The organism is Levilactobacillus zymae, from assembly GCF_032190635.1.
GTDB lineage: Bacteria > Bacillota > Bacilli > Lactobacillales > Lactobacillaceae > Levilactobacillus > Levilactobacillus zymae_A.
The window spans coordinates 2006499-2024677 of record NZ_JAVLAS010000001.1 but is presented as its reverse complement, the minus strand read 5'-3'; the positions used below and the strand labels follow the sequence as shown (position 1 = coordinate 2024677).

The window sequence follows — 18179 nt, the reverse complement described above, 5'->3', positions numbered from 1 at the left end:
GAGGAAACCCAATTGGCACAAGTTCAATATCGCGGCACTGGCCGTCGTAAAAACTCTACTGCCCGCGTACGTTTAGTACCCGGTTCAGGTAAGGTTGTCATGAACAACAAGGCAATCGAAGATTACATTCCATTTGCAAGTATCCGTGAAGTGGTTTTACAACCATTTAACGTGACTGAAACCCTCGGTAACTACGATGCATTAGTTACTGTTCGGGGTGGCGGTTTCTCCGGTCAAGCCGGTGCAACTCGTCACGGGATCGCTCGGGCATTGCTCGACGTTGATCCAGACTTCCGTGGTCCGTTGAAGCGTGCGGGTCTGTTGACTCGTGACGCCCGGATGAAGGAACGGAAGAAGCCAGGTCTCAAGAAGGCCCGGAAGGCTTCCCAATTCTCCAAGCGTTAATCTTTGGATTACCTTGGTACAAGCAAAACACTCACAGCGATGTGGGTGTTTTTTTGTGGCCAATTTTACGGGAAACAAGGTGGGACCTTGATTGCAGATCGGGCCCGGCTAAGATTCGGCGGCCCTTAACGTTGGTTATGGTATGATGATTGGATAAACATTTAGGAAAGAAGGTTCATCGTGAGTAAGCCGAAAGTTACCCAGCAACCGCTTTTTTCCCGGGATACGCTGCTGCTTCTAATTTGTACATTTTGCTATATGTGTTCCTCGATGTTAATTACGCCGTTGATTGTGGGGTTTACCCACAGCCTAGGTGCCAGCACGCTAGTGGCCGGGATCGTTGCCGCGGCTATGAATCTGTGTTCGCTGGTCTTTCGACCGTTTGCGGGTCAATTAGTCGATGCGGTGGCCAAGTATCGGATTGCCCTGATTGGTGGCAGTCTGCTGTTATTAGCAACCGGGGGGTACGCCGTCGCTCAGGCGCCCTGGCTGGTGGTTATTTTTCGGGTGGTCAATGGGTTCGGTTTTGCCCTGAGCTCGATTTGTCTGGCCACCTGGTTCTCAAGTTTGTTGCCCCGTGATCGAATCGGTGCGGGAATGAGCTATTATGGGATGATGAACGCGTTGGGGATGGCGATTGCGCCCGCCTTAGGAATTTGGTTGTATCACCGGGTGAGCTACCGGGCGGCCTTCTTGTGCGGAATGCTTTTTAGTGCGGTCATTGTGCTGTTGATTCAATTTGTGAGCGATAAGGGCCGACCATACCGACCGCTGGCGCGCTCCGCGTCACAGCGACGGCGGATTGTCCAGCCACGGGTGGTTCCACTAGCCATTATCTTAATGTTACTCTCGATTCCGTACTTTGCCACGCAATCGTATATTGTGGAGTACGTTGCGAAACGGCACCTCAACGTGTCGGCTGGGAACTTCTTTATCATTTACGCCATCATCTTGCTAGTCGTGCGGCTAGTTTTTAAAGACTATTTCGATCGGGTACCGTTTAAATGGTTCCTGTTGATTGGCGTCACCTGCAATTTGATCGGGTTACTGGGACTAACTTATTTGGTGAATAATTGGATGATGGTCTTAGCGGCTGCTGGTTTGGCGGGGGGCTACGGCGTGATGTACTCGGTCTGTCAGGCAACGGCGCTCCTACTGGCGCCCTTAGACGAACAGGGGCTGGCAAATAGTACCTTTTACATTGGGATGGATACGGGAATGGTCCTAGGACCCATCATTGGTGGAGCCTTGTTTGATGCGGTTCCACTAAGCCTGTTTTACCCGACGTTACTGGTAACCTTGCCGTTAACGGTTGGCGTGTACCTGATGTTCCGACGACAGCTGATGACCAAGACCCCCAACCGTTAGGGCCAACTGAATGAATCATGGTCATGGGTGATGGGCCGGACCTTTTTCCGTCACAACCGTCATGCAGCAAAATAACCGGTAGACCAACCAAGTAAACGCTTTTGTTGTCAACGGCGACCGGTGCGTTATACAATTAAAATTGTAGTTAAGTTGAGGAGGAATAGACTTATGACGACAAGTTCAGTTTTGACACAACGGATCACGTTAAACAACGGCTACACAATGCCGCGGTTGGGATTAGGCGTGTGGAAGACGTCTAATACGGATGCCGCTAATTCGGTCAGCCAAGCCATTCAACACGGGTATCGGATGATCGATACCGCGAAGCAGTACGGGAATGAACCCGGTGTGGGTGCTGGGATTCAAGATGGGCTGTTAAAGGCCGGTCTGAATCGGCAGGACCTCTTTGTTACCACCAAGGTCTTAAACGGTGATCAGGGATATGATTCCACGTTACGTGCGTTTGAAGCCAGTCTGAAGCAGCTACGCTTGCATTACGTGGACTTGTACTTGATTCACTGGCCGGTGGATGGCAAGTTCATTGATACTTGGCGGGCCCTGGAAGAACTGTACCGTAACGGCCAAGTACGGGCCATTGGGATTTCTAACTTTGATCAGGAACGGTTAACTGAGTTACTAGACAAGACGGCCATTACCCCGATGGTTAACCAAATGGAATTTAACCCACTTAACCAAGAAAAGGACCTGCGGCGGTTAATGCAGCTGGCTGGGATTCAACTGGAAGCCTGGTCGCCATTAGGTGGGGGTGCGGCGTTAAGCCAGCCGACGATCACCAAGCTGGCCGCCAAGTATCAGCGGTCGGCCGCACAAATTATTTTACGGTGGGACTACCAACACAATATCATTACGATTCCGAAGTCGACACACGTCGAACGGATCGTGGCCAATAGCCAAATTGCTGACTTTACGTTGAGTGATGAAGACGTTGCCGCCATTGACGCCTTAGATCAAGGGAAGCGCGGACTGTGGTACGATGACTTTACTTGGCACAACCCAACCAACCCGAAGGCCTTTACGGGCGACGTTCAGGCCTGGGACGATACGGCTAAGTTTTTACAAAAATAAGGGGACCCCGTAATCTGATGTGAGTGAACCCAAGGGCACGGTTATCAACCACCGTTGGGGACAATTTCAGCACCATGAACGGGTGTTACCAAGAAGAGAGTGGGACAGAAGGCGATTAGCTGGTGAGCATGAACGACGGTTCGTAAGACGGACAATCCTGAACTTGGATTGTTTGGATTACGGGGTTAAGCGGAACCAGCTGCCTTTTGGCGCACGTTTCAACACTAAATATTCGGAGACACTAACGAGCCTGGGGCTTCTGTCCCGGGCTTTTTTGATAAAGAATTACCCTAAACTTGTCGAAATGGCGAGTGGCCGACATGAATTCTACGGGTAGGCGAAAATGTGCTTGCTTTTGGCGGTCAACCAGGCTTAAGCTGGGGGGAGTAGATTAGAATATAGGATTGGACTAAACAATGAGTATTTGGCGTTTAAAATTTTTAGATACACTGTCCAAAAAGATGGTTTTCGGGTTTATCCTGATTATTGCGCTGGGGACCGTCCTGCTTAGCCTACCGGCGGCAACGCGGCAGGGGCAGGGGACGTCGTTGATCGATCTTTTATTTACGGCGGCCTCGGCGACCTGCATCACCGGGTTAACCGTGGTGAACACGGCGGCCCACTGGTCGGTTTTTGGTCAGCTCGTCATTTTAGGGATGGCCGAAGTGGGAGCATTAGGGTACATGACGTTTGCCGTGCTCCTCTTTAACCTGATTCGCCGGCATCGTCACATGGGACTATCGACACAACTGATGGTCAAGGAAGCCTTGAATTTAGAAAATCTGAGTGATACCAAGAGTGTCATGAAATATGTGGTTCAGCTTTCGGCGATTTTTCAGCTCGGTGGGGTTGCCTTACTGGCCGTTGACTTCATCCCACGGTTTGGGTGGCGGCACGGCTTGTACGTGTCGGTTTACCATTCGGTGATGTCGTTTTGTAATGCCGGCTTTGACGTTTTTGGGGATAGCTTGATGGGGTTTCGGGATGATACCTACGTCCTGCTGGTCACCATCGTTTTGATTGTCGGCGGTGGACTGGGCTTCTTGGTCTGGCGTGATTTATTGCTCTATCACGAGCGACATCGTTTGAGTCTTAGCTCGAAACTAACGCTGGTCACGACCGGGACGCTTTTTGTGCTGGGCTTCTTGGCATTACTGGTCACGGAAGACAACCTCGCTTGTATTCCTGGCAATCCAACCTGGATTAACCGGGTGGTGAACACCCTCTTTCTCAGTGTGACGCCCCGAACGGCGGGAATTGTGACTTTACCGACACATTCATTACGTGCCGGGAGTATTTTCTTATTAATGATCCTAATGTTCGTTGGGGGAACCCCAGGTTCAACGGCTGGGGGAATTAAGACCACGACGTTTGGGGTTTTGATGCTGCAGAGTATCGCTCAACTTCGTGGCAAGGATGACGTGGAGTTTAGCCACCGACGGTTTAGTCAGGCCAATATTAGTCGAGCGTTACTGTTAGTCTTTTTGGCTAGTATTGTGATTACCGTGGCGACCCTGGTCCTCACGCAAACCGAAAAGATCCCCCAGGGCTATGGTCTAGAATACATTGTCTTTGAGGTGTTATCGGCGTTTGGCACCGTGGGGTTGAGTCTGGGGCTGACCCCGCATCTGAGTGTGATTGGTAAGTTGATTATTATCTTATTAATGTTTATTGGTCGGGTCGGGATCTTCACGTCCCTGTACTCGTTATCGAAGCGGCAAACTAAAGTCAGTCGCATTCGGTACCCGGAAGAAAATGTCTTAATTGGTTAAGGAGTGGCGAACTTGAAGAAGAATTTTGCCGTGTTGGGTCTCGGTCGTTTTGGCGAAGCCGTGGTGCGAACGTTGGCGGAGATGCACCAGGACGTGTTGGCCGTGGATATTCATGAGGAGCGGGTCAACGATCTGATTGATGTGGCGACGCAAACTTTGATTGCGGACACGCGTGATGAGGAAGTCCTGCGCCGCCTGAATATCGACACCTTCGATTACGTTATTATTGGGATTGGGAACAATATGGAGGCCAGTATTCTGACCACGCTACTAGCGAAGGAACAGGGCGCTAAAAAGGTGATTGCCAAGGCCGAAACCAGGGACCATGGCCGAGTGCTTCAGCGCGTGGGGGCTGATCAGGTGGTTTTCCCCGAACGGGATATGGGGCGGGGAATTGCCCGTAAACTCTTGTCGAATCACATTCTAAACTTTATCGACCTTAGCGAGGACTACACGTTGGCCGAGGTGGTGATCACCGATCCGACCTTTGTGGATCAGAATTTGATTCAACTGAACCTGCGGCAACGGTTTGATCTCACCGTGATTGCGATTCAACGGGGTCCCAAGATTGATATTTCACCGGACCCGTCAGCGGTCATTCGGTTGCACGACGTCTTGACCGTCGTTGGGCCGGTCGAGCAGGTAGAGGCTTTGGATGAGACGCTAAAAAAATAAGTGACGGTAACGGCTCAGTGGTCACGGGATACTGGGCCGTTTTTGGCGTTCGTTGGTCGAATGAAGCTTGTAAGTTTACTTGACTTTCTGCCATTTAAAAATTAGAATATTATAATTAATTTAACCAAATTCTTATTTAGTACTGATCAAAGAAGACGTCGGCAACCTGGCGTGATTTCTGATGGGCCCGGCGGTTAAACGTTGTGTTTTGGTTAAGGTTACGGGGGGCTTAGGAAACGTTAAGAAATGCCATTTATAATGGACGGGTTCAATCAGTTTTAGATTAAATGTTCCGCGGTGAAGGTAACCGGGGCTGAAAGGGTGGCAACATGCAACGTAAACGACTAAAAAAACGGCATCCCATTTTAAAAACATTATTGGGGGTAATCCTGGTGCTACTCATCGGGGGAACGGCGTACGGCATGCATAAGTATCAGAGCCTGCAAAATTCGGTCAAGGGATCGTATCAGGCTTCCGGGGTGAGCAAGCTCCGAAACGTCGATCAACAATTAGCTAATAAAAAACCGATTTCCATTCTATTAATGGGAACCGATACGGGAGCGCTAGGGCGGACCTTTCAGGGGCGAACCGATAGTATGATGGTGGTCACTATCAATCCTAAGACTAACAAAACCACCATTACCAGTATTCCGCGGGATACGGCCGTCAACATTCCGGGCTACGAAAGTCAATCACCGGCCAAAATCAACGCGGCCTACGCGTGGGGAAAATCCAAAACGGCCATTACCACGGTACAAAAGATGTTGAACATCCCCATCGACTTTTATGCCATCATTAACATGGGGGGGATGGAAAAGATTATTAACGAGGTTGGAGGCGTGACGTTGAAACCGACCCTGAGTTTTAGTTACGGCGGGTACACCTTCAAGAAGGGCGTGACGACCCACATGAACGGGAAGAAAGCTTTAGCTTATTCGCGAATGCGTGACGATGACCCGCAAGGTGATTATGGTCGGCAGACGCGTCAGCGTAAAGTGATCATGGCGTTGTTGAAGAAATCCAATTCGATTACGACGCTATTGAACGAAGACTTTATCCAGTCGTTATCCAAGCAGACCCAAACGGATCTCACCTTTAACGACCTGACCGCACTGGCCCAAAATTACCGCCAGGCCATTCAACACATCAAGACCACCCACATTCAAGGCTCCGGGGAGACCATTGAAGGCCAAAGTATGGAGGTCGCCACGCAAACCGAACTACAGCGGGTTACCAACTTCATCCGCAAGGGCTTGGGGCTAAGCCACGCCACGACTGGTAAGATTGCCATCATGACCAGTACAACGGAAGCTAGCACCGACACCAACACAGCCGCTACGGCCACGACGGCTGGTGGACCGGGGAACGGGCAATAGGGTCTTGCTTTATTTTACCGATACGTTAAAATGGCATCTGGTCATCACGTGGTGTGATGGCCAGATGCCATTGCGTTAATCGGTGGGATCTAACTTGAATAGGTGGGGCTTACCGTAAAACCAGCCCTGACGTAGATCAATCTGTAAGTCGTTGGCCATATCGTGTTCTGCTTGGTTCTCCACGCCCTCGAGGATTAACCGCAGGTGGTGCTGATCGGCAACTTGTTTCCAGAACTTGAGGTTCGCCGGAATTTCGGCTTCCCGTTTTTCTTGACGGAAATTTTGCATCGCAAATTTGATTTCACTAGCGTAGGGTAAGACGGGTTTCAGGTGATCGTAGGTGTTGATTCCGGTCCCGACGTCGTCCAAGCTGAGTTGAATGCCGTGTTGGTCAAAAAAATGGACTTGGTCAATGACCTGTTGGTTCGTGATGGCCTCGTCGGTTGCTTCTTCCGTGACCTCGAGGATCAGGTTGAGCGGATAAATTTGCTGTTGGGCGGACAAAATGGCCCGGGCAATGGTATTATCAATAAATTGCTTCCGGTTCGTATTGAACGACACGGAACCAATCTTTAACATGAGTTTCTGTGCGGTGCGTTGGATGAGCTCCGCCTGAACGTCAATCGGAATTGACGCAAAGTTGTGGGGGAGTACCCACTTGTCAGCCACTTTTTGCCGGATCAGCAATTCGTAACCAATGAGCGAATTGTTCGACACGTCGAGTTGGGGCTGTAAAAAATAACGGTACATGGCGCAATTCCTCCTTACAGACATTTTCACTTACCATCATACTGTATTTTGGGCATGAACAATAGGGCCACTCCCTATTTTTTCGCGCAGCTGAGTATTATTTAGAAAATTATTGGTAGTATAACATAATATATTATATAAATTTTTATGGTTTTATTATATGGATTGCTTTATATTAGAAGTAGTAAGTCAACTCACGGGGACGTAGATGGCTAATTTGATTGTTACGTTTAATTATTAAGAGATCAGATTAACCGGGAGAGCTGACTAATTTTCGTTAGAATGTATGAGGAGTCTGATTAAATGACTTGGTCAATGTGGCTAGTGCTACCCTTTATTACGAGTATTTTCTTTGTCCTAGGGGTCATCGCGCTCTACTGGTCAATCTTTAACTGGATTACCACGAAAGTCGAATCACAGAGTAAACCTGTGAATATCAAGCGAGTTCAAGCTTGGGTCGGCGCCATTTGTTCCGGGGTGGCCATCTTTGCGTTGCAGCTACTGGTCCGGGATAGCCACCTCTCTTGGACGTTTATGAATTTTCAACTTTTAATTTTAGTCTTCGCCGCCTATTTCCTGCAAATTCGGATTCCGTATTGGTTAATCTTTATCTTTGGGATTGGGGTCATGTTGATCAACGGTAACGTGGACCAACCGTTGTCGTGGTTTTATACGGGCGTGTTCGCGCTCTTCTATGTGGAATCACACATCCAGAGCGTGCACATGTGGCGGTGGCCGTTTACCCGTTACATCTCATTAGCTATGGTCAACGCGACCATCTTGTGGATCGTGGTCAAAATTCGTTTGGATTTAGCTTGGGCGACCGTGGGTGAAGAACTGCTGAATTTTGCACTCTTGGCCATCTTGATGTACGGCTACTTCAAGATTCAGGACAAAGATCGGCGCATTAAGGACCGGCTGTTTCAATCAGCCAACTGGGATGCGTTGACCAACGTGAAAAATTATGCCGCTTACGACCGGGCCATTGGCTATGAGTTTTACCACAGTGTGGCTCAGCACCGCAATCTGTCGATGATCATGTTTGATATTGACCACTTTAAACACGTCAATGATACTTACGGTCATTTAGCCGGTGACGAGGTTCTTAAAAGCGTGGCTAAGACGGCCAGCACGACGTTGAAACAAATCGATCCCAAGATTATTTTATATCGAACCGGGGGGGAAGAGTTTAACGTGGTGCTCCCTAACTACACCATGGAACAGGCCAAACCGATTGCGCAACAAATTTTCGACGCCGTGGCGGCAGACCAGGTTGACTATAACGATCAGACGCTACAGGTGACGCTGTCGATTGGGGTTTCCGGCCTAACCGTGCAGGACCGCAACCCATTGGACTTTTACAAGCGGGTTGATGCCAATCTCTATCACTCTAAGCAAAATGGTCGGATGCAGATTACCACGGCATAAGGCCTAGGAATTAAGTGCTTTTTAAGGGGGAATCGGGTATACTACGGGGTAGACCTGAATTCGGATGAGGAGGGATCAGCATGATTTTTGGTCTCTTGTTATTGTTGCTGCTGTTTCCCATTTTACGGTTGGTCTTTGGGCTGGCCGGCTGGCTGTTGGGCCTGGTGGGGACCTTAGTGATTGGCGCCATCGTGTTGGTGGCTTTTGCGGCACTCTTTAAATTTTTTGTCCTAGCCGTAGTGGTCATCGGGGGCGTGTGGGCGTCTAAAGCAATCTTTAGCTGAGCATTAAAATAGGCACTGCGGGAGCGATTAACTCCGGCGGTGCCTTTTCTATCGTCACTTATTCAAATGAGAGCTCAACGAGATACGCGTGTTGCCGGGGGACGTAACCCGTGGTGACCCACACGTCTTGGTAATCCAACTTGGAACTCTGGGTGCGGTCAAAGAAATCGTTTAAGAGATCACCGTGCATGGCTAAGAAGTCGTCGTCCAGGCGGTTAACCACCAGGCGATTCGTGGGAAAATACAACTCAACGTTGGCCACGGGCACCGTATCGGGGACGCCAATGGAGACCACATTACTATTCCGCTGCGCGATGAAATGAACGCGCTGGGGGTGTCGATGAATATAGGTTAAAACGTTATAGATAGAATCAGAATTACTAGCCACAAGTCTTTGCTCCCTTCGGTGCTTACATTGTAACAAATTTTGACTGGATTACCAGTCTTGCTCTGGTGATTGATGATTGCAAACGTTAAGGAGACGAGTATAATTACCGCATATGCAGTTTTTTTGTCAGCATTGTTAACAAACTTATGAGAAAGAAGGCCAAAATCAAATGATGCGACTTGCCCGAAAACACCTGGACTGGTGGGCAGTGGTCCTGGCAGTGGGCTTTATGATGATCCAAGTTGCCTGTGACCTATCGTTACCGACGTTAACCTCTAATATCATTGATAAGGGGATTGCGAACAACGATATTGGCTACATCTGGCGGACCGGTGGTCAAATGCTCCTGTTGAGTTTTATTGGTGTGTGGGGAGCGGCTGGTAACGTCTACTACGCCGCTACTCAGTCCCAAAAAATGGGACAGCGGATCCGGACCAACCTGTTTAAGAAGGTCACCTTGTCTTCGACGGAAGAATTTGAAACCGTGGGGAACGCGTCTTTGATTACGCGGACCACGAACGACGTGGTCCAGATTCAAAACGTGATGGTTCAAATGTTACGGATGATGCTAATGGCCCCAATTATGCTGATTGGTGCCGGCATCCTCGCCTACTTAAAGAGCCCGCGCCTGACGCTGGTCTTTTTAGTGGCGTTACCCGTTTTGGCATTGTTTACCATTCTAGTGATGTACTTTGCCGTACCACTATTTAAAAGCTTACAAAAGAAGATTGACCGCATTAACTTAATCTTTCGCGAAGGGCTGACGGGGGTCCGGGTGATCCGGGCCTTCAACCAAGACAAGTTTGAGCAGGATCGTTTCGAAGGGGCCAACCAGGACTATACCCAAACGGGGATTAAGGTCTTCATGATTGTTTCCCTGATGTTCCCGGTTATCACGCTGATCATTAGCGGCACTAACATTGGGATCGTCTGGTATGGGGGACAGTTGATTGCCCACCAAGCCCTAGAAGTGGGGAACTTAGTGGCCTTCATGACCTACGCCACTCAGATTCTGATTAGCTTCATGATGGTGTCGATGGTCTTCGTCTTCGTGCCCCGGGCCCAGGCTTCGGCCGCGCGGATCAACGAAGTCATGGATTTGAAATCGAAGATCAACGATGCCGACCAACCCGTTACGTTACCGGATAGCCCGGTCAGCTTAGAGTTTGACCACGTAGACTTTCGGTATACGGGCGCGGAGAAGTTGGCCCTGACCGACGTGCACTTCCTAGCTAAGGCGGGGCAGACCGTGGCCATCATCGGGGGAACCGGATCGGGTAAATCGACGCTGGTTAACCTGATTCCCCGGTTGTTCGACCCTGAAAGTGGGCAGATTCGGCTTAACGGGGTGGCCTTGCCGGCGGTAAGTCAGCGTGACTTACACCAAGCCGTCTCGATTACCCAACAAAAGGCCGTCCTGTTTGCCGGCACGATCCGGAGTAATATGGTGACGGCCAAGGCCGACGCGACCGACGACCAAATCTGGCACGCCCTTGACGTTGCCCAGGCCACGGACTTCGTGAAGGAGACCGGGGGACTGGACGCCGTGGTCGAGCAAAACGGGGATAACTTCTCCGGGGGTCAACGGCAACGCTTAGTCATTGCGCGCACCATCCTGAAACGGGCCAGTGTCTACGTCTTTGACGACTCGTTTTCCGCGTTAGACTTCAAGACCGACGCGTTGTTGCGGCAACAATTGCGGCAAGACGCGCAGGTCCAAGCCGGCGTGACCGTGATTGTCGCGCAGCGGGTCTCCACCGTGGCCGATGCCGACGTGATCTTGGTGATTGACGGCGGTAAGATCGTGGGCCAAGGTACCCATGCGGAACTTAAGGCGACGAACAAGACTTACCAAGAAATTCTTGATTCACAACTACGGAAGGGGGATGTTGTCGATGCGTAACGGACGCGGTTCGGCCACCAAACAACGGCCACAAAGTTTCTGGAAGACCACCGGCCGCCTCTTCCGGTACATGAAGCACTGGATTCCCGGGATCATCGTCGTGATGCTTTTCGCGGCGGCGTCCGTCATCTTACAGATTCGGACCCCCAAGATTTTGGGGGAGGCCACCACGGAACTCTTTAAGGGTGTCATGAAGGGGACCGCCGAGCTTAAGGCGGGGATTAACCTGACGAGTCTACCGATTAACTTTGGCAAGATTGGTCATATCTTATTGATTGTCGGTATCTTGTATGTCGGCGCGGCGCTGTTTGGCATCGTCCAGCAGGTCATCATGAACTGGATCGCCCAAAAGGTGGTTTACCAGTTACGACGGGACCTCAAGGACAAGATGCAACACCTGCCGATCAGTTATTACGATACCCATAGTAACGGGGACTTGATGTCCCGGATGGCTAACGATATGGATAACATCGGGGGCACGTTACAGCAAACGCTGTCCCAATTGGTCACCAGTGTGCTGACCTTCTTCGGGGTACTGTACATGATGCTGACCATCAGTGGTTGGCTGACGTTAGTGGCCCTAATCTCGGTCCCACTGAGCTTGGTCGTCGTGATGCTTGTGGCACCACGCTCGCAGAAGTTCTTTGCCAGTCAGCAAAAGAACCTGGGGTTACTGAACAATACGGTCGAAGAAACTTACGCGGGGCATACCGTGGTCAAGACCTTTAACCAAGAAGCCGATGTGCAAGATCAGTTTGAAGAGCACAACGAAAAATACTATAAATCAGCCTGGAAGGCCCAGTTTGTCTCCAGTCTGATCTTCCCGTTGATGAACTTCGTCAAAAACCTGGACTACCTGGCCGTGGCGGTTATCGGGGGAATTCAGGTCGCCAACGGGACGGTGAGTTTAGGGAACGTGCAGGCCTTCCTGCAATATACCAACCAATTCTCCCAACCCATCACCCAAATGGCGAACCTGACCAACACGATTCAGGCAACGATTGCCTCCGCTGAACGGGTCTTTGCCGTTCTCGACGAAGACGACATGCCACAAACGGCTCACGACCAATTACCGGCACAGACGGCGCAGACGGGGAACGTAATCGAATTTGATAACGTGAACTTCCAGTACGTGCCGGACAAGCCGTTGATTGAAGACTTCAATCTGGCGGTCAAACCGGGTGAGATGGTTGCCATCGTGGGGCCAACCGGGGCTGGGAAGACCACCATCATTAACCTGCTGGAACGCTTCTATGACGTGGCCGGCGGGCAGATCAAGTATCGCGGCCAAGCGACCAATACGGTGGCCAGAACGGATCTGCGCAAACACTTTGCAATGGTGCTACAGGATACCTGGCTCTTTACCGGGAGCATCTTTGATAACATCAAGTATGGTCGGGAAGATGCGACGGCCGACGAGGTTTACGCGGCGGCTAAGGCGGCGCACGCGGACACCTTTATTCGGCAGTTACCGGATGGCTACGATACCATCTTGAACGAGGCGGCTAGCAACATCTCCCAAGGACAACGGCAGCTGTTGACGATTGCCCGGGCCTTCGTGGCCGATCCTGACGTGTTGATCTTGGATGAAGCCACCAGTTCCGTGGATACGCGGACGGAAATGCTGATCCAACAAGCCATGGAACGCTTATTGGCCGGCCGGACTAGCTTCGTGGTGGCCCACCGGTTATCGACGATTCAAAACGCCGAAAATATCGTGGTGATGGACCACGGCCACATCGTGGAAACCGGGAACCACGACAGCCTGTTAGCGGCTAACGGGTTCTATGCGGATCTATATAATAGTCAGTTTGCGGGGAATAATTTAGCTTAATTTAACCCGATGAGTTTTAGCGGTCGTGACGCCTTAGGGCGGTGACGACCGCTTTTTCTATGCTACACTAAGGTCAAAAGGAGGGATGGTCGTATGGTTCAAACGGTTCAATTTCGGTGGCAACCTCAACGGAACGGTCCCACGCCACTTTATCGCCAATTAATCACCTACTGCGTTATCCAGATTCGCCAGGGCAACTGGCTAGTCGGCCAACAACTGCCACCGCAGCGGGAGTTGGCGCGGACCTACCAGGTAAATCGCAGTACCATTCACGCGGCCATCGCCGAATTACAAGCACTGGGGGTGGTGACCACCGCCCATGGTCGTGGGACCCGGGTGGCCAGTAACTCGTGGTCGACACTGTTGGGGGCCACGCCGGACTGGCAACGGTGGGTCCACGCGGGCGAGTTTAGCGCTAATCAGCCCACCATTCAGACCATCAATCAACGCGAGTTTGCGACCCCGATTCGGTTGAGTACCGGCGAACTGGGGCCGGACCTGTTTCCCCGGCGTGCGGTTCAAACGGCCATGCACCAAGCCGCCGACCAACTGACCACGTTAAACTACCTACCGGCACGCGGCTCATTAGCTCTGCGAGAGGCGTTGGTGCGGCACTTAGCAACCTGGGGTGTGCAAACTACGCCGGAGAACATCTTGATCACTTCGGGGTCTCTGCAGGCGCTACAGTTGATCACGGCGGCGTTACTGGAACCAGGAACCACGGTCTACACGGCCCCGGCCAGCTATTTGCGGTCGCTGCGGGTTCTAGAATCGGTTCAGGCTCAATGGGCGCCCGTGCCGGTCGACGAGCAAGGATTAGCCTACTGGCAGATTCCGGTGAGCTCGCAACCGCAGCTTCTTTACACGGTGCCGACCTTCGATAACCCGTTGGGGACCGTGATGTCGGCCCAACGACGGCAGGACCTGTTGGCCTTTGCCCGGAAATATCAATTACCGATTATCGAAGACACGGCCTACCAGGAACTCTGGTTGGACCAACGGCCGCCGCTGCCGTTAAAGGCCCACGATACCCAGGATAACGTCTTATATCTGGGGACCGTCTCCAAGGATTTGGCGCCTGGCTTGCGGGTCGGGTGGCTGGTCGGGCCCCAGGCCGTGGTTGCCCGGTTGGCCGACGTGAAGATGCAGATGGACTACGGGGCCAGCACGTTGTCGCAACAAACGTTGGTCAATCTGCTGACGGCCCCGGATTACCCACAAACGCTCCAGCGATTACGGGACCAACTGCGGGCACGGCGAGAAGCGGCGCTGGCGAGTTTAATGGCCACGCTGGGGGACCTGGCGACCTGGCAGCGGCCCGCGGGGGGCTTTTACCTCTGGGTCCAGTTGCCCGCCAAGGTCGATTTGCCCCGGCTGTTTCAAGCGGCACTAGCCCAAGGCGTCTTGGCGAATCCGGGAACGGTGTACGGCGCGCGGACCAACGCCGTCCGGCTGTCGTACGCCTACGCGACACCGGCCGAATTCCGCCAGGGGGTCACGGTGCTGGCGACGCTGATTCGCGACCAATTAAGTCGGTGACCTAATTGGCCGCAGGGCGTTGCGCTCCCCCGACATTTGCGGTTAAATGGAGAACAGAGAGAAGGGATACCATGGCTTATCAGGCAACTAAGACCGCTTTACGGCGATTAGTCTCGGCGGGGGTGGTCCCCGGCGTGAGCTACGCCTTGATTGACGGTGACCGGGTCGAAACGGGCCAATTCGGGCAAGCCGCGTTGGTGCCGACCGCCGAACCGTTGACCGCGGGGATGACCTATGATTTGGCCTCGTTGACCAAGGTCGTAGGGACCCTGAGCGTGACGCTCCAGCTCCTTGCCACGGGGCGGTTACGGCTGACGGACCCCATCACGACCTGGTTACCCGCGTTTGGGGATTCACGGGTCACGATTCAACACCTGTTGACCCACACCTCGGGCATCACGGGCTACATCCCCAATCGCAACCAGTTAAATGCCGCGGAGCTGACCCGGGCGTTATTGGGGCTGCATGTCGGCCCGACCTTTAACGTCAAGATGGTTTACGCCGACGTGAACTACATCTTCATGGGGTGGATCATCGAAGCGATTTTGGGCGAACCGGTCCAGGTGGCCGTGCAAAGACGGGTCCTGGACCCGTTAGGGATGACCCACAGTACTTTTACGCCCGCCGATCCGCACGCCTGTGTGCCCACGGCCATCATCCCCAGTCGGGGCTTGGTCCGCGGCGTGGTTCACGATCCCAAGGGGTACGTCTTACAGCGCCGGTGCGGGTCGGCCGGGCTGTTTAGCACGGTCGATGACCTGGTGCGCTTCTGCCAGGCCTACTGTCACCCCGAACGGGCGGCGGCCGTGTTGCCCCCGACCTGGCTGCACCGCTTAGTCGCCGATTGGACGCCTAACGGTCAGGCCGGCCGCTCTTTGGGTTGGGCGTTGACGGCCACCCAATGGCCGACCGCTCACCGGGTGCTCTGGCATTCCGGCTTTACGGGGACCTACTTGGTGATTGATCCGCAGACCGACCAAGCGATGGTCTTCTTGACCAACCGGGTTCACCCGATCGCCCCGAACCTGCCGTACCTGGACCAACGCAATGCGGTGATTGGAACGTATCTCGCCGAAAAAGCGACTATTTAGAAGACTTAATGGCGAGGCTCCCCGTGGCGGTCCGATTCTGACCGATCCGATAACGAGGCCTTGCAAGCGATAAAAAGCCCCCGTAAAATCAACGCGATTTTACGGGGGCTCATTTTATGTCTTTAGAAGGTTGCTGGAATCGGTAAGGCTTCCTGTTGACTGAAATCATCGTGCGGGAACTTACGCTTTAACGCGGCGACCAGCAGGTGCTTGGCGATGTCGCCGTTTCTGGTAAGGATGGGGCCGTGGAAGTACGAGCAGTAGACGTTCTTATAAATCGCGCCTTCCGTGCCGTCTTCGCCGTTGTTACCCTTGCCACTGACCACGTTGCCCAGGGGCCGTTCACCCTTACCGATGAAGGTCCGTCCCTGGTGGTTTTCAAAGCCGTGGTAGGTTTCACCAGTCTCCTGGTTTTTGATCACGATGTCGCCGATGAACCGGTTGTGATCTTGCGCTAAGGTGTAGTGGTCCAACGCCCCAATGCCGGGTAGCTTTTCGCCATCGGCGCCAATGTAGTAGTGACCTAGGAGTTGGTAACCGCCACAGATGGCCAGCAGGGGACCGCCGGACTCGATGAATTTGATCAACTCGGCTTTTTTAGTCTGGATGTCCTTAGCCACGATGGTCTGTTCGAAGTCCTGACCCCCACCGAAGAAGGCCAGATCGTAGTCGGCCGCGTGAAAGTCTTCTTCGAGGCTGACCACTTGAACGTTTAGGTGGACGTCCATTTGCTTGGCGTAATAGTTTAACGCCAAGATATTGCCCACGTCGCCGTAGGTGTTCATCAAATCGCCGTACAGATGGGCGACGTTTAATTCGTAAGTCATACGCCGAGTCCCTCCTTAATGAAACCCTTGCTGGCTAAGATCTTTCGCAATTGGAGCATGGCCGTGTAGGTCGCCAGGACGTACACCCGGTCGGTCGGGACTTCTTGAATCCGGTCGACCACCTTTTCGAGGTTGGGTTCCACGATATGTTTACTATCGGGCACGCCGGCCACCTTGAGCCGGAAGGTGATGTCCTTGTAACGTTCACCCCCGGTGATAAACGTGGGGATGTTGGAATCGGCAAGCTGTTCGAAGTCGCCGTCCCAGATCCAACTGGTATCGATGCCGTCGGCGTAGTTGGCGTTTAACAGGCCGACAAACGAGAAGGGCTGGGTGTCCGTACCAATCATGTGCAGGACTTGGTCCAAACCAACCGGGTTCTTGACCAGAATAATGGTAACCCGTTTGCCGTTAACGTCGATGACTTCCTGGCGGCCGAAGACCTGCTCGTTGGCCGTGAAGGCGTGGGTGATCTGCTCGGGAGCCACCCCCATGAACCGACCCACGGCATAGGCGGCCAGAGCGTTATAGATGTTGTAGGTCCCGCCGACCGTAATCTGAAAGCTGTGACCGTCGATATCGAATTGCGACGAAGTGGGCGTCTGCTGGCCTAACTTGGTTAGTCGGTAGGTCAGTTCGGGACGCTTAAAGCCGCAATTTGGACAGAAATATTTCCCCTGGTTACTGTAAGTTAGCGTGTGGTAGTGCAAAATGTGTTGACAGTTGGGGCACAAGACACCGTCCGTGTTAGGCTTGGCCTTGAAGTCGCGGTCGGGCTGATCGTCAAATCCGTAGTACTGGATCGGATTCGGCAATTGCTTGGAATTAAAGATGGGGGAGTCCCCGTTGGCAATGATGGTGGCATTCGGGGCCAGCGCGACACCGTCTAAGATCTTCTGGTAGGTCGTGTAGATTTCCCCGTAGCGGTCCATTTGGTCTCTAAAGATGTTGGTGAAGACAAAGGCTTTGGGTTGAATGTATTGGGTGACCTTAATCACGTTAGCTTCGTCGACTTCCAGAACGGCGAGGGGCCGACCGGACTTCGGACGCTTGGCGTTTAAAAAGGTCGTCACGATTCCCTGTTCCATGTTGGACCCCGTGGGGTTGGTGAGAATCGTTGGGTATTTTTCGTGGAGCACCGACACGGTTAGGGCGGTGGTTAACGTTTTTCCGTTAGTCCCGGTGATGACGATCACGTCATACTTGGCACCTAACGACCGCAAGATTTGCGGGTCTAACTTCAAAGTAATCTTACCGGGCAAAGAACTGCCCCCGTGTAAGAAGGTGTGGAGAAACCAGTAGGACGATCTCCCCGCAAAGGTGGCAACACCGCTTCGCAATGACATGGACATTTCGCTCCTTAAACATGACTTGGTTGAACCTCAAACGTTAATTTTAGCATTCTTTTCTCAAATAGGGGAGTCCACGCCTTGAACTTTGCGAAATTGCAAGG

The 18179-nt window shown here is 52.4% G+C and carries 16 protein-coding genes; 12 read left to right on the top strand and 4 right to left on the bottom strand.

Translation table 11 applies throughout. From position 1 onward, the window contains the following. Nucleotides 1–12 precede the first annotated feature (12 nt). The 6 genes from rpsI (at nucleotide 13) to RI501_RS09545 (ending at nucleotide 6682) form a co-directional block, all read left to right on the top strand. The gene (gene rpsI / locus RI501_RS09570) at nucleotides 13–405 is read left to right on the top strand and encodes a 30S ribosomal protein S9 (RefSeq protein WP_313822080.1); all 393 of its coding nucleotides are present in this window, start codon (nucleotides 13–15) and stop codon (nucleotides 403–405) included. A 180-nt stretch (nucleotides 406–585) separates the two neighbouring features. Next, the gene (locus RI501_RS09565) at nucleotides 586–1773 is read left to right on the top strand and encodes an MFS transporter (protein ID WP_313822078.1); all 1188 of its coding nucleotides are present in this window, start codon (nucleotides 586–588) and stop codon (nucleotides 1771–1773) included. Between the two features lie 168 nt (nucleotides 1774–1941). Continuing rightward, on the top strand, nucleotides 1942–2859 hold the full coding sequence (locus tag RI501_RS09560) for an aldo/keto reductase (RefSeq protein ID WP_313822076.1): 918 nt from the start codon (nucleotides 1942–1944) through the stop codon (nucleotides 2857–2859). A gap of 416 nt (nucleotides 2860–3275) precedes the next feature. After that, complete coding sequence (locus tag RI501_RS09555; RefSeq protein WP_313822074.1) at nucleotides 3276–4631, top strand: TrkH family potassium uptake protein; 1356 nt, start codon at nucleotides 3276–3278, stop codon at nucleotides 4629–4631. Between the two features lie 12 nt (nucleotides 4632–4643). Then, nucleotides 4644–5306 carry a potassium channel family protein gene (locus RI501_RS09550; RefSeq protein WP_313822072.1) on the top strand — a complete coding sequence of 221 codons (663 nt, stop codon included), beginning with the start codon at nucleotides 4644–4646 and terminating at the stop codon, nucleotides 5304–5306. Nucleotides 5307–5635: 329 nt separating this feature from the next. After that, nucleotides 5636–6682 carry an LCP family protein gene (locus tag RI501_RS09545; protein ID WP_313822070.1) on the top strand — a complete coding sequence of 349 codons (1047 nt, stop codon included), beginning with the start codon at nucleotides 5636–5638 and terminating at the stop codon, nucleotides 6680–6682. A 75-nt stretch (nucleotides 6683–6757) separates the two neighbouring features. On the opposite strand, the gene RI501_RS09540 is transcribed toward RI501_RS09545, so the two are convergent. Next, nucleotides 6758–7432 carry an EAL domain-containing protein gene (locus RI501_RS09540; protein ID WP_313822068.1) on the bottom strand — a complete coding sequence of 225 codons (675 nt, stop codon included), beginning with the start codon at nucleotides 7430–7432 and terminating at the stop codon, nucleotides 6758–6760. 303 nt (nucleotides 7433–7735) lie between these two features. Between RI501_RS09540 and RI501_RS09535 the strand changes: the two genes are divergently transcribed. Both RI501_RS09535 and RI501_RS09530 read left to right on the top strand, forming a co-directional pair. After that, nucleotides 7736–8860: a GGDEF domain-containing protein gene (locus tag RI501_RS09535; RefSeq protein WP_313822066.1), complete on the top strand. Its 1125-nt coding sequence runs from the start codon at nucleotides 7736–7738 to the stop codon at nucleotides 8858–8860. A gap of 80 nt (nucleotides 8861–8940) precedes the next feature. Beyond that, entirely contained in the window at nucleotides 8941–9144 is a 204-nt protein-coding gene (locus RI501_RS09530; protein WP_313822064.1) for a hypothetical protein, read from the top strand. A gap of 58 nt (nucleotides 9145–9202) precedes the next feature. On the opposite strand, the gene RI501_RS09525 is transcribed toward RI501_RS09530, so the two are convergent. Beyond that, nucleotides 9203–9532: a hypothetical protein gene (locus RI501_RS09525; protein ID WP_313822062.1), complete on the bottom strand. Its 330-nt coding sequence runs from the start codon at nucleotides 9530–9532 to the stop codon at nucleotides 9203–9205. A gap of 169 nt (nucleotides 9533–9701) precedes the next feature. Between RI501_RS09525 and RI501_RS09520 the strand changes: the two genes are divergently transcribed. The 4 genes from RI501_RS09520 to RI501_RS09505 all read left to right on the top strand — a co-directional run bounded on the left by RI501_RS09520 (nucleotide 9702) and on the right by RI501_RS09505 (nucleotide 15899). Beyond that, complete coding sequence (locus RI501_RS09520) at nucleotides 9702–11435, top strand: ABC transporter ATP-binding protein (RefSeq protein WP_313822060.1); 1734 nt, start codon at nucleotides 9702–9704, stop codon at nucleotides 11433–11435. Further along, on the top strand, nucleotides 11428–13269 hold the full coding sequence (locus tag RI501_RS09515) for an ABC transporter ATP-binding protein (protein ID WP_313822058.1): 1842 nt from the start codon (nucleotides 11428–11430) through the stop codon (nucleotides 13267–13269). The genes RI501_RS09520 and RI501_RS09515 overlap by 8 nt, the downstream gene beginning before the upstream one ends. A gap of 93 nt (nucleotides 13270–13362) precedes the next feature. After that, nucleotides 13363–14808 (top strand): aminotransferase-like domain-containing protein, encoded by a 1446-nt coding sequence (locus tag RI501_RS09510; protein ID WP_313822056.1) that lies wholly within the window; start codon nucleotides 13363–13365, stop codon nucleotides 14806–14808. A 71-nt stretch (nucleotides 14809–14879) separates the two neighbouring features. After that, nucleotides 14880–15899 (top strand): serine hydrolase domain-containing protein, encoded by a 1020-nt coding sequence (locus RI501_RS09505; protein WP_313822054.1) that lies wholly within the window; start codon nucleotides 14880–14882, stop codon nucleotides 15897–15899. A 122-nt stretch (nucleotides 15900–16021) separates the two neighbouring features. On the opposite strand, the gene RI501_RS09500 is transcribed toward RI501_RS09505, so the two are convergent. Then, the gene (locus RI501_RS09500; RefSeq protein ID WP_313822052.1) at nucleotides 16022–16726 is read right to left on the bottom strand and encodes a type 1 glutamine amidotransferase; all 705 of its coding nucleotides are present in this window, start codon (nucleotides 16724–16726) and stop codon (nucleotides 16022–16024) included. Then, entirely contained in the window at nucleotides 16723–18072 is a 1350-nt protein-coding gene (locus RI501_RS09495) for a Mur ligase family protein (protein WP_313822051.1), read from the bottom strand. The genes RI501_RS09500 and RI501_RS09495 overlap by 4 nt, the downstream gene beginning before the upstream one ends. Between the last annotated feature and the right edge of the window lie 107 nt (nucleotides 18073–18179).

What these genes read in the sequence shown, in the direction of transcription:
- RI501_RS09540 (WP_313822068.1), bottom strand. Translation starts at nt 7,432, where the DNA reads ATGTACCGTTATTTTTTACAGCCCCAACTCGACGTGTCGAACAATTCG.
- RI501_RS09505 (WP_313822054.1), top strand. Translation starts at nt 14,880, where the DNA reads ATGGCTTATCAGGCAACTAAGACCGCTTTACGGCGATTAGTCTCGGCG.
- RI501_RS09535 (WP_313822066.1), top strand. Translation starts at nt 7,736, where the DNA reads ATGACTTGGTCAATGTGGCTAGTGCTACCCTTTATTACGAGTATTTTC.
- RI501_RS09495 (WP_313822051.1), bottom strand. Translation starts at nt 18,072, where the DNA reads ATGTCATTGCGAAGCGGTGTTGCCACCTTTGCGGGGAGATCGTCCTAC.
- RI501_RS09510 (WP_313822056.1), top strand. Translation starts at nt 13,363, where the DNA reads ATGGTTCAAACGGTTCAATTTCGGTGGCAACCTCAACGGAACGGTCCC.
- RI501_RS09545 (WP_313822070.1), top strand. Translation starts at nt 5,636, where the DNA reads ATGCAACGTAAACGACTAAAAAAACGGCATCCCATTTTAAAAACATTA.
- RI501_RS09560 (WP_313822076.1), top strand. Translation starts at nt 1,942, where the DNA reads ATGACGACAAGTTCAGTTTTGACACAACGGATCACGTTAAACAACGGC.
- RI501_RS09515 (WP_313822058.1), top strand. Translation starts at nt 11,428, where the DNA reads ATGCGTAACGGACGCGGTTCGGCCACCAAACAACGGCCACAAAGTTTC.
- RI501_RS09520 (WP_313822060.1), top strand. Translation starts at nt 9,702, where the DNA reads ATGATGCGACTTGCCCGAAAACACCTGGACTGGTGGGCAGTGGTCCTG.
- RI501_RS09555 (WP_313822074.1), top strand. Translation starts at nt 3,276, where the DNA reads ATGAGTATTTGGCGTTTAAAATTTTTAGATACACTGTCCAAAAAGATG.
- RI501_RS09530 (WP_313822064.1), top strand. Translation starts at nt 8,941, where the DNA reads ATGATTTTTGGTCTCTTGTTATTGTTGCTGCTGTTTCCCATTTTACGG.
- RI501_RS09500 (WP_313822052.1), bottom strand. Translation starts at nt 16,726, where the DNA reads ATGACTTACGAATTAAACGTCGCCCATCTGTACGGCGATTTGATGAAC.